Raw genomic sequence first — 13,332 nt, 5'->3', positions numbered from 1 at the left:
CGCAGCCATGCGACCCCATCTCCTGCAAACTACGAACTCAGTCTGCGACCTTCACAACGACCTTGCCCTTGGCGCGCCCGGTCTCGACATGGGCCAAGGCCTCCGCCGTCTGAGCAAAGGGAAATACCTTGTCCACGACCGGACGGATCACGCCGGCGTCGATCAGCTTGGCGATCTGGGCAAGTTGTTGCCCTTCCGCGCGCATAAACAGGAAGGAATACAAGACACCCCGGCTTTTCGCCTTCTTCAGCACGCCCCGGCTCAGCATCCGTACCACCAAGCGCAGGAACAGGTTCAGCCCCAGAGATCTGGCAAAGGGAACATCCGGCGGCCCCGAGATCGATATCAACCGACCACCCGGTTTCAGAACATTCAGCGACTTGGCCAGCGTCTTGGCATCCTGACTGTTCAGCACCAGATCATAACCGGATAGCACCTGTTCGAAATCCTGCGTCCTGTAGTCGATCACCACATCGGCGCCGAGACTTTTGACCAGGTCAATATTCGCGGCACTGGTCGTGGTGGCCACCGTGGCGCCGAGATGCTTGGCAAGCTGGATGGCAAAGGTCCCAACCCCACCGGAACCAGCCTGAATGAACACTTTCTGGCCGGGCTTGACCTTGCCGACCTCCACCAGCGCCTGCCAGGCAGTCAGTCCAACCAGCGGTATCGATGCGGCCTGCTCCATCGAAAGGCTCGCGGGCTTCAGCGCTACATCGGCGGCGTCAATTGCGATGAACTCTGCAAAGGTACCGGCCCGGTGATCCCTCGGGCGGGCGTAAACCTCGTCCCCAGCCTTGAATTGCCGCACATTCGCGCCCACGCTTACAACCGTTCCGGCTAGATCGTGACCCAGAATAAAGGGCGGGCGATAGGGCAGGAACAGCTTGAACTCGCCGTCCCTCACCTTGGAATCCAGAAGGTTGATCGCCGTGGCCTGAATGCGAACCAGAACATCATTCGCGCCCATCCGGGGCTCGGGCATGTCTGCCAGACGCAAGGCGCCCTTCTTTTTGTATTTGTCGACGACGAAGGCTTTCACGGACGTTCTCCAGTGTAAAAATATTATCGGCTCAGATGGCTAAAAAAGCCAGGGCTTTCAGCGCGAACTGAGCATGTTGTTGGAAGGCCCTGCCGTGGCCGTCATTCTCGCTCACGCGATGTTGAATTGCTTGCGCAAGGTTCGATCAAACAGCGCGCGCGGCAGGAAACGCCGGGCAAACGAGGTCTGCCGGGCCGCCTTGCCGGAAGGGTAGCGCAACCGCGGCGCCTTGTCCTGCGCCGCCATCAGGATGGTGGCCGCAACATCATCCGCCGTGTCGCCGGTCGCCATGGCCAAGTCAAACGCCGTGCGGTATCTGGCCAGTGTCTGGCCATAGGCTGCAACCGGACGGTCGCCTTGCGGAGAATTGGCCTCGATCGAGGTTTTCGTTGCCCAAGGCTCGATCACGGCGACACGGATGCCGAACTGGCGAACCTCATGGTCCAGCGATTCCGAATAGCCCTCAATGGCGTGCTTGCTGGCCGAGTAATAGGCTCCAAAAGGACCGGGTATTAAGCCCAGGACAGAGCCGATGTTCAATATCCTGCCATAGCCCTGTTGGCGCATCATCGGCAACACGGCATTGGTCACCCGAACGACACCCAGAAAATTGGTTTCGAACAGCGAACGAACCTGATCCACCGAGCTTTCTTCGGCCGCCCCGGACAGGGCGTAACCGGCATTGTTGACCAGAAGGTCGATACGGCCAAGTTCCTGATGCGCCAGCGCCACGGCATCCGAGACAGACAAATCGGAAGTCACGTCACAAGCAATCATCCGAATGCCATCACGTATCTCGCCAGGTGCGGCCTTACGACTCGTGCCAATCACCCGGTAGCCTGCCCGGGCCAGAGCCGTGGCGGCCGCCTTGCCAATCCCACTGGAAGCCCCGGTCACAAAGGCAGTCTTCTGTCTCTTGGTTGCAAACGTCGCCATAGCGTCTTTCTCTCTTTTCGGTATCACCATGGATTGCCGCCAAGGCATATGGTTTTACGACACTAATTTAATGATGATCATTATCATCATTGATGATTTTTAATGATATATATCATCATTAAAGTCAAGCGTGACTTTCATGTGGTGAGGGAAAGGGTAACCCTTCAGTGTCGGGACCCGGCACCAATCCGCAAAGGATCAGGCACAGCAAACTGATTTGATGGGGCCGCACCAGCGAGCGACCCCAAAAGTAGTCAACGCCCGGCAGCTGCCGCCAAAGAGGGGTAATCGATATAACCCGCAGCACCGCCACCGTAGAGCGTAGCCGGGTTTATCTCTGCCAACGGCGCATCGCTTTTCAATCGCTCAACCAAATCGGGATTGGCAATGAACGGCCGGCCGAAGGCGATCAGATCCGCCCGACCCTCGGCAAGATGCGAACTCGCCAGCTCGAAGTCATAGCCGTTGTTGGCGATATAGGTCTTGCTGAAGCGACGGCGCAATGATCCGAAGTCGAATGGCGCGACATCGCGCGGCCCACCTGTGGCACCCTCGACGACATGAATGTACACGATGCCAAGGGCTTCGAGCTGATCGACGATGTAATCGAACTGCGCCTGCGGATCAGTACTCGAAATGCCATTGGCGGGCGAGACCGGCGAGATGCGGATGCCGGTGCGTGCAGCGCCGATTTCCTGGACAACCGCGGCCGTGACTTCCAGCATGAGGCGCGCACGGTTTTCGACAGAGCCGCCATAGGCGTCTGTGCGAACATTGGCACCGTCCTTGGCGAACTGATCAAGCAGATAGCCGTTGGCCCCGTGGATCTCGACACCATCGAAACCAGCCTCGATGGCGTTGGCTGCTGCCTGACGGAAATCCTTGACGATCCCAGGAAGCTCTTCCAGTTCAAGGGCACGGGGTTGCGAAACGTCCACGAAGGCGTTGTTGACGAACGTCTTTGTCTCGGCGCGGATGGCTGAAGGGGCAACCGGCGCTGCGCCGTTCGGCTGGAGATCAACATGGCTGATGCGACCGACGTGCCAGAGCTGGAGGAATATATGGCCACCCTTCTCGTGGACCGCACTGGTGACCTTGCGCCAGCCTTCGATCTGCGCCTGGGTATAGATACCGGGCGTATCCTGGTATCCCTGCCCCTGCTGTGATATTTGCGTGGCCTCGGAAATGATGAGCCCGGCAGAAGCACGCTGGCCGTAATATTCAGCCGTCAGGTCACCTGCGACAAAGCCCGAACCGGCGCGATTGCGCGTCAGGGGCGCCATGACGATCCGGTTGGAAAGCGTCAAGGAGCCGAGCGTATAGGGTTCGAAAAGCGTCTTTTTAGTCATGATTTACCTATGTGTTGCCGCCGCAGCGGTATGGGTTGCGCGGTCTGCTCAAGCGACGGTGCGGTACCGTTCGGCTGGCAGCGCATTGCCGAAGTTGGCCAGCATGGTCTTGCGCGCAGCTTCAAAGGCTTCCCACTGACCGGCATCGGGAAGCGGCGGGATGGTCACCGGCTCGCGACGGTCGAAGCCGACCAGAGCCGCATCCACAAGATCGCCCACCTCCATGACGTTGTTCAGTGCATTGACGTCGGCGCCGACATGGTCCCAGATTTCGGTTCGAGTCGTGGCGGGAAGAACAGCCTGAACGTAGACGCCCTTCGGTCCAAGCTCGAGGCTAAGCCCCTGAGACAGGAAGAGGACAAAGGCCTTGGTTGCGCCGTAGACCGTCATGCCGAACTCCGGCGCCAGACCAACCACGGAGCCGATGTTGACGATTGCACCCTCACCTTTCTTGACGAGTCGAGGAGCAATTGCGCTGGCAAGGCGAACGAGTGCAGTCGAGTTGAGTGCAACAAGCCGGGCCATGTCGTCGGTGCTCTGCTCGATGAACGTTCCACCGATGGCCGTTCCGGCATTATTGACGAGGATGCCGATGCTGTCATCGTCGCGCAGTCTCGTCTCTACTTTCGCAAGATCGGCGAGTTGCGTGAGATCCGCCTGGACGATGTCTATGGCCACGCCGGTTTCCTGTCGCAGACGGCTTGCAACGGCCTCCATTCGCGCCACGTCACGGGCGACCAGCACGAGATCGTGGCCGCGCCGCGCAAACCGATCGGCATAGGTTGCACCAATACCGGTGGAGGCGCCGGTGATGAGGACTGCAGGATTTGTGCTCATAGGATTGCTCTTTTCTGTGATGGAACCTATATTCATGACAATCATCATGATTGGATTTAAATATGATAGCCATCATGTAAATGTCAACGACCATGTTGGGAGAATTGTGAAAATGAAGGTCAGCCGAGAACAGATGGCGGAAAACCGTCGCCGGATTCTGGATGTCGCTAGCCGGCTGTTTCGCGACAAGGGGTTCGATGCCGTCAGCGTTGCGGAGGTGATGAAGGCAGCCGGTCTTACTCACGGCGGCTTTTATGGACATTTCAGTTCAAAAGACGATCTGGTCGCGGAGACCCTTGCCCATGCCCTTGCTTCAGATAGCGTCGGAGGAGGCAATTTCAGCGATTTCGTCAAATCCTATCTTGCGCCTCGCCATCGCGACAACGCTGCCGGTGGCTGCCCAACCGCCGGTCTCGCTGCAGCAATTCGCCACCAGACGCCGCCGGCGCGCTCCGCCATGACAGAAGGCCTTCGTGCGCAGATCAGCCGGATCGAAAGGGCACTCCCGCAACTGGACCCGGCAGATCGCCGGCGCACAGCGATAGGAAGCTGGGCGGCCATGGTTGGGGCGGTCATACTCGCCCGGGCAATCGACGATCCGGAACTATCGGACGAGATTCTGGAACAGACGCACGCATGGATCGATAACAGCATCAGTTAGTCCGCAAAAAACGACGAAGCGTACCGGCATGACCCTCCCACGGAACCTTCATCCAAATGCGATTGGAGGCTCTGCGTTTTTCAACATTCCAGTTGGCGCGGTGTGGGCAATCGGTAGCAAAGCGAAGCTTTGATCTCCCGCAGCATTGGAGCCGGGCGCTGTGATGATCCCGGCATAGGCTGCCGGGGTCTGGTATCCGCGTGATGAGTCCGGGCGGAAGATCGGTCCGGATGTGGATGAGATGGAAAACCATAGCCTTTCGACCGTGCCCGGCCAGATGGTGTGCGGCCACGCATTGTTCAGCTCCTGCTGCCCTTAAATGCCGCCGTCACATCACGCTTCAGGTTTGAGCCGGCACGCATGGACGCCCCTACTCTGCCGCGAGCGCCAGTGGCTGCCCTACGTGCTCGACCGTCTCTTTTTCGGCACCCGCCTTGGGTGGCTTGATCCGGAACCAGACAGCATAGAGAGCCGGAAGGAAGAGCAGGATCATCACCGTGCCTGCTGCCGTTCCACCGATCAGGGTATAGGCCATCGACCCCCAAAATACTGAGTGGGTCAGAGGTATGAACGCCAGGATCGCCGCGAGAGCCGTCAGGATCACGGGTCGTGTCCGCTGCACTGTCGCTTCGATAACGGCATGATAGTCATCGAGCCCTGCCGCCTGGTTCTCCTTGATTTGCTCTGTCAGGATAAGCGTGTTGCGCATCAGGATACCCGCCAGTCCGATCAAGCCGAGAATGGCGTTGAAGCCGAAAGGCTGATTGAACAGGAGCAGGGTCGGAACCACCCCGGCAAGACCAAGCGGCGCTGTCAGCATCACCATTGTCATTGTCGAGAGACTGCGAACCTGCAGAATGATGACGATCAGCATGGCAGCAATCATCACCGGGAAAACCTGAGCGAGTGCCGTATTGGCCTTGAGAGACTCCTCGATGTTGCCGCCCATCTCGATACGATATCCAACGGGAAGCGACGCGATGAGTGGCTGCAGAGCTTTCATAACCTGTTGGGAAACCTCCGGAGGCTGCGTCGCCTCGTTGATATCAGACCTGATCGTGATGACAGGCGTGCGGTCACGACGCTTCAGGATAGGTTCTTCAAACCGGATTTCGGAGTGCCCGAGTTGATCCAGCGGAACCTGACGGCCATCCCTGCTCATCAGAGAGAAATCGGCAAGACGTGACGGATCGAGGCGGTTTTCGCCAGCACTGCGAGCGACGACGGGCACGTTGCGGATATTGTCGCGCACCTGCGTAACGGGGATGCCGGAGAGCAGCATCTGCAACTGCTGGGCTGCCTCCGATGGAGAAAGACCAATCAGATTGAGCCGCTCCTGGTCGGGCACAAATCGCAGAACGGGTGTTCGGTTGCCCCAGTCACGGTTGGCTTGGCGAACATCGGGGATAGTCTTCATGATCGCCAGAGCCTGCTCAGAAATCCTGTAGAGTTCATCCTGATCGGGACCCATGATCCGGAACTCGACCGGGAACGGCGTGTAAGGACCAAACACAAGCTGGGTGACGCGGACGGACGCTTCAGGAACAAGACCCTCCGAAATAGCTGCACGAAGGCGATGCTTCAGTTCTTCACGTGCGTGGGCATCGGGTGTGAGCACGACGACCTTGGCGAAGGCAGGGTCAGGTAGTTCCGGTGCCATGGCAAAGAAGAACCGGGGTGCGCCCTGCCCTACGTAGGACGTGACGATATTGGTCTCAGGCTGAGTTTGCAGCCAGTCCTCGACTTTCTTCACCGCAGATGTCGTCGCCTCGATGCTCGTACCCTCGGGCATGCGCACCTCGACCAGCACCTCAGGCCGATCCGATGTCGGGAAAAACTGTTGTTTCACGCCGCCCATTCCAACGACCGAAACGGCCATGGAAATGCCGACCACGGCGCAGACCATGAACTTATGGCGGACAGCGAACTCGATGACGGAGCGCAGACGGCGGTAATTCGGCGTGTCATAGATGGCGTGATGACCGCCCTCGACCGGCTTGATGTTGGGCAACATCTTGACGCCGAGATAGGGCGTGAAGGTGACGGCGACGATCCAGGATACGATGAGCGCAAAGCCCACCACCCAAAAGATGTTGCCGGCATATTCACCTGCGGTCGACTTGGCAAAACCCACGGGCATCAGGCCGATGATCGTGACCAGCGTGCCGGACAGCATCGGCGCTGCCGTATGGCTCCAGGCATAGGCGGCCGCCTTGATGCGGTCCATGCCCTCCTCCATCTTCACCACCATCACTTCGATGGCAATGATGGCATCGTCAACTAGAAGGCCAAGCGCGAGGATCAAAGCGCCAAGCGTGATGCGGTCGAAGAAGCGCCCGGTCTCCAGCATGATGAGAAAGACCACCGCAAGGGTGAGTGGCACAGCAAGTGCGACAACAATACCAACGCGCCAGCCAAGTGCCACCAGACTGACAAACAGAACCACGCCAAGCGCCATCGCGAACTTGAGCATGAACTCGCCGACGGCTTCATCGATGTTGACGGCCTGGTCGCTGACTTTGGTAAGCGTCATCCCCAGCGGCAATGTTTGCGCAATGGCGGCAGAGCGAGCCTCAAGCGCCTTGCCGAGATCAAGACCGTTCCATCCCGCCTGCATCACCGCACCCAGCATGATTGTCGGTTCACCCTCGTGGCGGATGATATACGTGGCGGGATCCTGATAACCGCGTCGCACCTCTGCAAGATCGGAGAGCTTCAGGGTTCGTCCAGCAGCAACGATCGGCGTGTCTGCAATCGCCTGCACACTGTTGTAAGCTCCGTCGAAGCGGATAAAGACCTGTGGGCCTCGTGTGTCGATTGAACCCGCAGGCGTGACCGTGTTCTGTCGCTGCAACGCAGAAGCGATATCCTGCGCGGATATGCCGAGAGTCGCGAGCTTCGCATAGGAGAACTCGACGAAAATCTGCTCGGGGCGCTCGCCGACGATGTTGATTTTCTTGACGCCAGGCACGTGCAGGAGGTCCTGGCGGATGACTTCCGCTTGCCGAACGAGATCGCGCATCGGCATTCCCTTTGCCTTCAGGGCATAGAGGCCGAAACTCACGTCAGAATATTCGTCGTTGACGAATGGGCCCATCACGCCCGGGGGGAGATTGCGGGCTTCGTCGCCAAGCTTCTTGCGCGCCTGATAGAACTCTTCTGCAACCGCACTTGCCGGCGTGTTATCCTTGAGGGTGACGGTCAGGAAAGCGTAACCTGGCCTCGTTGTGGTCTCGACGCGGTCGTACCAGGTCAGTTCCTGAATACGTTTCTCAAGCGGCTCGGCGACCAGGTCCTGCATTTCTCGCGCTGTTGCACCCGGCCAGACTGACGTGACCGTCAATGTCTTGATGGTAAAGGACGGATCCTCGGCGCGCCCCAGCTTGACGAAAGCGTAGACGCCGGCTGCGGCCAGCAGCACGATAAAGAACAGGGTGATAGCGCGTTCGCGAACCGCGATGGCTGACAGGTTGAAGCGCATTAGTTTTTCACCTCTTGGCTCGAGGCAATCCTGACGGTCGCACCATCGTCGAGAAGATGCGCGCCGAGGGCAACGACCTGCTCCCCGGTGCCGATCCCCGTGACAAATGCCGTCTCCTCGCCAATCTGCTGAACTTTAATCGGGGTGAACTTCACCTTTGACGTTGCGCCGTCGACGATCCACACACCTGTGCGATTACCGTCGTCCAGAATGGCGCCGACGGGCACGGTGACTTCCGACTGGCGTTCGGCATCCGGTGTTCTGATTGTTACAGTGGCGCCAAGCGGTGCTGAGGCCGCATCACCCTCAAGAATGTAACGCGCTTCATAGGTTCTCGTTTGAGGATCAGCCGAATCGGAGATTTGTCGCAGTCTGGCGTTTCCACTAAGCCCGTCGCTTCCATAAACACTGGCCTGTGCTTCCGATCCCACCTTAGGTCGCAGTGTCTCAGGCAGCCAGACGACCGCCTCGCGAGGGCCGGCCTTTGCGAGTTGAACAACCGTCTGGCCGGCGGCGACCACTTGTCCCGGATCACCGAGAGTTTCGACGACCGTTCCATCCGAGTCAGCAACAAGAGTGGTGTAGGTTGCCGCATTCTCGGCAACCTCCGCTTCCGCCTCGGCCGCCGCAAGCTGTGCCGTCGCTGTATCGAGAGCCGCCTTTGCCTGTTCGTAACGCTGGGGCGTGGCCGCCAGGCCATTCTTGACCAGTGCCGCATAGCGCTTCTCATCGGCTTGCGCCTGAAGCAGAATAGCACGCGCTGATATGACCGAATTCCGCTTTGCTGTCAGTGCAAGCTGAAGATCGGTCTCATCAATGCGCATCAGCGGTTGGCCCTGTTTGACCTGCTGACCGACATCGACCAGCCGCTCCACGATTTTACCGGGAACGCGAAATCCGAGATTGCTTTGAACGCGCGATGCGACCGTCCCGGTGAATGACCGGTCGGCCCTGCCTGTCCTTTTCGCCTCCGCAATCCTTACCAGTGGTGAAGCCGTCCTTGGGTCTGCGGCCTCGGCTTCCCGTTTTGGGGTTTCAGAAACGAGGAAAAAGGCGGCGGCCCCAGCCGCTGCGACAAGACCCACGACAGTCAGGACATGTTTGCGTTTCATTGTAAGTTCTCTTCTTGACCAGCGGTGCAAATGATTTAGATTGCGATCTAAATCTATGTGCGATATAAATGTCAAACGAAATCTAACCGGAGGTCGATATGAGAGTGAGCCGGGCACAAGCCGAGGAAAATCGGGAGACGGTGATCAACGTTGCCAGCCGTCTGTTTCGCGAGCACGGATTCGATGGCATTGGCCTGAAAGATTTGATGAAGGGTGCAGGACTCACTCAAGGCGGGTTCTACAAGCAGTTTGCATCGAAGGACGATCTTGCAGCCCAGGCTTCGAGGCGCGCGATGGAAAGCGCTACACGCAGATGGTCTGAAGCGGCTGCGGACAGTTCCGATCCTCTCGAAGCAGTGATGGCGTTCTATCTGTCAAAGGACCACCGTGGAGAAAAGGCAGAAGGTTGCCCCCTGGTGGCACTGGGGTCGGACGCTACTCGGCAGAGTGAAGAAGTCAGGCGTCCATTCGAGGATGGGATACGCGCTCACTTCGAGGTGCTCAATGAACTGCTTGATGACACCAGAAGCTCCAATCCCAGCGGCAAGGCGATGGCGATCCTGTCTCTCATGGTCGGCGCCGTTACCCTGTCGCGGATCATGGAAGACGAGAATACGTCTCAAGGAATCCTCGACGCAGCGGCGGAGGAAATCAGGCGCATCGCAGGCGCTGATCATGCGGCCTGAGGATCGCGCTCGGTAGCTAGGGAAAACAAAAGCCAAACGCAGTCGCCGCGTCGGGTTCGGGCGGATGCGATTTAGGCACTGAAGAAACTGGATATCCAGAGAACAGGCCCTGACCGCACCGTCGGTCGGGATGCCGAAGGCATGCCAATTTAAACGAAGAACAGGTGTAAAACATGCGTCGTATCGTTGTCACAGGAATGGGAGCTGTCAGTCCCCTTGGAGCGAATGTCGGTATCTCCTGGTCGCGCCTGCTCGCGGGTCGAAGTGGCATTCGACGGCTGGGTGACGACGTGGTGGCGGACCTTCCATCGAAAATCGGGGGCGTTGTCCCCTCATTGATGGAAGATCCCGAGGGCGGCTTCGATCCCGACACCATTGTGGCTCCGAAGGACCAACGCAAGGTCGACCGTTTTATCATATTTGCACTGGCAGCCGCGGAAGAAGCGCTTGCACAAGCAAACTGGAAGCCGACCTCGAATGAGGAACGGCTGAGGACCGCGACGATTATCGCGTCCGGTATCGGCGGCTTTCCTGCGATAACCGAAGCGGTCCGCACCGTCGATCAACGCGGTGTCCGTCGCCTTTCGCCCTTCACCATACCGTCGTTTCTGGTCAATCTCGCAGCCGGGCATGTCTCAATCCGTCATGGCTTCAAAGGCCCTCTCGGTGCACCGGTAACCGCGTGCGCCGCCGGCGTTCAGGCAATTGGCGATGCTGCGAGGCTTATTCGGTCAAATGAAGCCGAAATTGCGATATGCGGCGGAACAGAAGCCTGCATGAACATCGTCAGCCTCGGAGGTTTTGCAGCCGCCAGATCTCTGTCGACTGCTTTCAACGAAACGCCGGACAAGGCATCGCGCCCCTTCGACACATCACGCGATGGCTTTGTCATGGGCGAAGGAGCGGGCATGCTTGTCATTGAATCCCTGAGCCACGCAATTGCTCGCGGCGCTACACCAATTGCCGAACTCGTCGGCTACGGCACGACAGCCGACGCTCATCACATCACGTCAGGACCAGAAGACGGGAACGGTGCCAAAAGAGCCATGGAGATCGCCATTGCGCAGGCAGGCATTTCCCCCCGCGAAATTGGTCATCTGAATGCCCACGCCACCTCGACCCCGGTCGGAGACCTCGGCGAAATCAGGGCCATCAAAAGTATCTTTGGTTCCGAGAAGACTGTCGCTGTAAGCGGGACGAAGTCAGCGACAGGACACCTACTTGGCGCGGCTGGAGGATTGGAAGCAATCTTCACCATTCTGGCACTCCAGCACCAGATTGCGCCGCCAACTCTCAACCTGAATGCTCCGGATCCGGAAGCCGAAGGCATCGATTTTGTGGCGAACCACGCGCGCCAATTAGACGCTGAATTCGCAATATCCAATGGTTTCGGTTTTGGCGGTGTCAATGCGAGCGCAGTGTTCCGGCGGTGGCCGAAGGCAAACGGCGCTGGCTGAGGATCACCGTCGCGCCACCACACGCTGAAACTGTTTTCGCTTGGGACTTGAACGTCAATGAACCAAACCTTGGGCACGACACCGGACATACTGCACCTCAAACCGAGGATTGCCGTTATAGGCGTCGGCGGCGGTGGTGGTAATGCGGTCAACAACATGATGGCGCAGAAGCTGCAAGGGGTAGAATTCATTGCAGCAAACACCGATGCACAAGCTCTCTCCATGTCTAAAGCCCCACGAGTTGTGCAACTCGGCCTGATCGCGACTGGCGGGCTTGGGGCCGGATCACTCGCCGAGGTCGGACAAGCGGCGGCCGAAGAAACGATCGACGAAATCATGGACCATCTGACCGGGATGCATATGTGTTTCGTGACCGCGGGCATGGGGGGCGGCACTGGAACGGGCGCCGCGCCTGTTATAGCTCGAGCTGCGCGGAAGGCCGGAATACTGACGGTCGGCGTGGTAACCATGCCATTCGCATTTGAGGGCATACATCGAATGCGAATGGCCCGACACGGGGTAGAGTGTTTAGCCGAAAGCGCGGATGCCGTGATCGTGATCCCAAATCAGAACCTCTTCCGGGTGGCAGATGCCACAACGACGTTTGCTGAGGCTTTCGAAATGGCGGATCGGGTTCTTTATGCAGGCGTCAGCTCCGTCGTCGATCTGATTGTCAGGGAAGGGCTTATCAATCTCGATTTCGCCGACCTAAGGTCAGTGATGCGCGGTATGGGCCGAGCTGTGATGGGCACGGGAGAAGCGGCAGGCGAAGGACGTGCAAGAGCTGCCGCCGAAGCAGCGATTGCTAATCCGCTTTTTGACGACACATCGGTCAAAGGTGCCAAAGGGCTCCTCGTCTCGATTTCCGGTGGACCGGACATGACGCTGTTCGATGTGGACGAAGCAGCCACGCGCGTGCGCGAAGAGGTCGACGCTAACGCCGATGTCGTGATCGGCGCGACGTTCGACGATGCGCTTGCGGGTCGACTGAAAGTGTCCGTTGTCGCAAGCGGATTGCGGCAACCGGCAGAGGTGATCTTTCTTGCGGAGCGCACGGGGTGAGCCTGCTCCTTCGCACCCTCGAGCGAGCATGTCCTTGCAGACTTGAGAGTGCCTGTGTGTCCGCTACCGCCCGGCCCAAGATAGGGCGACATAGAAAATTCCAGTGAAATCGATCGAGAGGAAACAGCACATGCTGAAGCACTTCTTAGAAAAATGGCGTCTATGGGAAGAAGCATTCCTCGGTATAGATGATTTGCAGGGGGACTATCTCTTCTCCTTGGAAAAGCGCGTGGCTCGGCTCGAGGCAGCTACGGAGGCGTTAGATAGAAAACGCCTGCCTGTGACCTTGCCCGAATCTGCCGAAACAACGCCACGTCGGTGACGCGGAAACCCTGATCACAAAGTGAATGCCGCTCTGAGCGCTTGAAGTGCTTGTTCCGGGTCGTGTTTTACAAAGGCCTTCATACCCGCTGCACCGCGATACCCCCAGGCCCATGAGCGCCTTGGCGGTAACGCGATAGTTGATCTCTCCCTTGCCCGTTTCGCATCGACCCGGCGCGTCAGCAATTTGCACGCCCCGATCCATGGCAGGCATACGCGTGTAGCGCGGCAATCAGGATGAGACGCTGGCGACAATCTGGATGAGATTCTTAGGTCGCGGTCGAGATCAAGTTATCACGCTGATTGTCGCTGACAAGTTCTTCTTCGTTTTCTGATTGCCGCTCCGCGACAGCCTGCGCCGAGGTTTTGATTGTCGCGAAGGAAGCTG

11 protein-coding genes and 1 pseudogene are annotated in these 13,332 nt (G+C 58.4%); 5 read left to right on the top strand and 7 right to left on the bottom strand.

All coding sequences use genetic code 11. The annotated features are described in order from the left end of the window. Positions 1 to 37 precede the first annotated feature (37 nt). From ASD46_RS23155 to ASD46_RS23140, 4 genes are all read right to left on the bottom strand, one after another. A complete protein-coding gene (locus ASD46_RS23155; protein ID WP_060642813.1) occupies positions 38 to 1,042 on the bottom strand; it encodes an NADP-dependent oxidoreductase in 1,005 nt (334 codons plus the stop codon). 111 nt (positions 1,043 to 1,153) lie between these two features. Further along, entirely contained in the window at positions 1,154 to 1,978 is an 825-nt protein-coding gene (locus ASD46_RS23150) for an oxidoreductase (protein ID WP_003519271.1), read from the bottom strand. 254 nt (positions 1,979 to 2,232) lie between these two features. Further along, positions 2,233 to 3,327, bottom strand: coding sequence for an alkene reductase (locus ASD46_RS23145; protein ID WP_060642812.1), 1,095 nt, complete (start codon positions 3,325 to 3,327; stop codon positions 2,233 to 2,235). Positions 3,328 to 3,375: 48 nt separating this feature from the next. After that, positions 3,376 to 4,164 carry an SDR family NAD(P)-dependent oxidoreductase gene (locus ASD46_RS23140; RefSeq protein WP_003519273.1) on the bottom strand — a complete coding sequence of 263 codons (789 nt, stop codon included), beginning with the start codon at positions 4,162 to 4,164 and terminating at the stop codon, positions 3,376 to 3,378. A gap of 112 nt (positions 4,165 to 4,276) precedes the next feature. Between ASD46_RS23140 and ASD46_RS23135 the strand changes: the two genes are divergently transcribed. Continuing rightward, on the top strand, positions 4,277 to 4,825 hold the full coding sequence (locus ASD46_RS23135) for a TetR/AcrR family transcriptional regulator (protein ID WP_003519274.1): 549 nt from the start codon (positions 4,277 to 4,279) through the stop codon (positions 4,823 to 4,825). Positions 4,826 to 4,873: 48 nt separating this feature from the next. Here the strand turns inward: ASD46_RS23135 and ASD46_RS27855 are convergent. The 3 genes and pseudogenes from ASD46_RS27855 to ASD46_RS23125 form a co-directional block, all read right to left on the bottom strand. Further along, positions 4,874 to 5,044: pseudogene (locus ASD46_RS27855) on the bottom strand (IS3 family transposase); the annotation flags it as partial. Between the two features lie 151 nt (positions 5,045 to 5,195). Beyond that, entirely contained in the window at positions 5,196 to 8,306 is a 3,111-nt protein-coding gene (locus tag ASD46_RS23130) for an efflux RND transporter permease subunit (RefSeq protein ID WP_060642811.1), read from the bottom strand. Continuing rightward, positions 8,306 to 9,418 (bottom strand): efflux RND transporter periplasmic adaptor subunit, encoded by a 1,113-nt coding sequence (locus ASD46_RS23125; RefSeq protein ID WP_060642810.1) that lies wholly within the window; start codon positions 9,416 to 9,418, stop codon positions 8,306 to 8,308. The genes ASD46_RS23130 and ASD46_RS23125 overlap by 1 nt, the downstream gene beginning before the upstream one ends. 98 nt (positions 9,419 to 9,516) lie before the next feature. On the opposite strand from ASD46_RS23125, the gene ASD46_RS23120 reads away from it, so the two are divergent. From ASD46_RS23120 to ASD46_RS23105, 4 genes are all read left to right on the top strand, one after another. Next, positions 9,517 to 10,104: a TetR/AcrR family transcriptional regulator gene (locus ASD46_RS23120; RefSeq protein ID WP_003519277.1), complete on the top strand. Its 588-nt coding sequence runs from the start codon at positions 9,517 to 9,519 to the stop codon at positions 10,102 to 10,104. Positions 10,105 to 10,277: 173 nt separating this feature from the next. Next, positions 10,278 to 11,561 carry a beta-ketoacyl-ACP synthase II gene (gene fabF / locus ASD46_RS23115; protein WP_060642809.1) on the top strand — a complete coding sequence of 428 codons (1,284 nt, stop codon included), beginning with the start codon at positions 10,278 to 10,280 and terminating at the stop codon, positions 11,559 to 11,561. Positions 11,562 to 11,618: 57 nt separating this feature from the next. Next, the gene (gene ftsZ / locus ASD46_RS23110) at positions 11,619 to 12,623 is read left to right on the top strand and encodes a cell division protein FtsZ (RefSeq protein WP_060642808.1); all 1,005 of its coding nucleotides are present in this window, start codon (positions 11,619 to 11,621) and stop codon (positions 12,621 to 12,623) included. Between the two features lie 130 nt (positions 12,624 to 12,753). Next, positions 12,754 to 12,945: a hypothetical protein gene (locus tag ASD46_RS23105; RefSeq protein ID WP_060642807.1), complete on the top strand. Its 192-nt coding sequence runs from the start codon at positions 12,754 to 12,756 to the stop codon at positions 12,943 to 12,945. Positions 12,946 to 13,332: the final 387 nt, after the last annotated feature.

This window comes from Rhizobium sp. Root491 (assembly GCF_001427205.1).
Lineage (GTDB): Bacteria > Pseudomonadota > Alphaproteobacteria > Rhizobiales > Rhizobiaceae > Agrobacterium > Agrobacterium tumefaciens.
Note: the sequence above shows the minus strand (reverse complement) of the source record. Positions and strands in the feature narration are given on the sequence as shown.

Excerpts from the sequence above, each read along its gene's own strand:
- ASD46_RS23120 (WP_003519277.1), top strand. The coding sequence starts at position 9,517 with ATGAGAGTGAGCCGGGCACAAGCCGAGGAAAATCGGGAGACGGTGATC.
- ftsZ (WP_060642808.1), top strand. The coding sequence starts at position 11,619 with ATGAACCAAACCTTGGGCACGACACCGGACATACTGCACCTCAAACCG.
- ASD46_RS23145 (WP_060642812.1), bottom strand. The coding sequence starts at position 3,327 with ATGACTAAAAAGACGCTTTTCGAACCCTATACGCTCGGCTCCTTGACG.
- fabF (WP_060642809.1), top strand. The coding sequence starts at position 10,278 with ATGCGTCGTATCGTTGTCACAGGAATGGGAGCTGTCAGTCCCCTTGGA.
- ASD46_RS23140 (WP_003519273.1), bottom strand. The coding sequence starts at position 4,164 with ATGAGCACAAATCCTGCAGTCCTCATCACCGGCGCCTCCACCGGTATT.
- ASD46_RS23105 (WP_060642807.1), top strand. The coding sequence starts at position 12,754 with ATGCTGAAGCACTTCTTAGAAAAATGGCGTCTATGGGAAGAAGCATTC.
- ASD46_RS23125 (WP_060642810.1), bottom strand. The coding sequence starts at position 9,418 with ATGAAACGCAAACATGTCCTGACTGTCGTGGGTCTTGTCGCAGCGGCT.
- ASD46_RS23130 (WP_060642811.1), bottom strand. The coding sequence starts at position 8,306 with ATGCGCTTCAACCTGTCAGCCATCGCGGTTCGCGAACGCGCTATCACC.
- ASD46_RS23135 (WP_003519274.1), top strand. The coding sequence starts at position 4,277 with ATGAAGGTCAGCCGAGAACAGATGGCGGAAAACCGTCGCCGGATTCTG.
- ASD46_RS23150 (WP_003519271.1), bottom strand. The coding sequence starts at position 1,978 with ATGGCGACGTTTGCAACCAAGAGACAGAAGACTGCCTTTGTGACCGGG.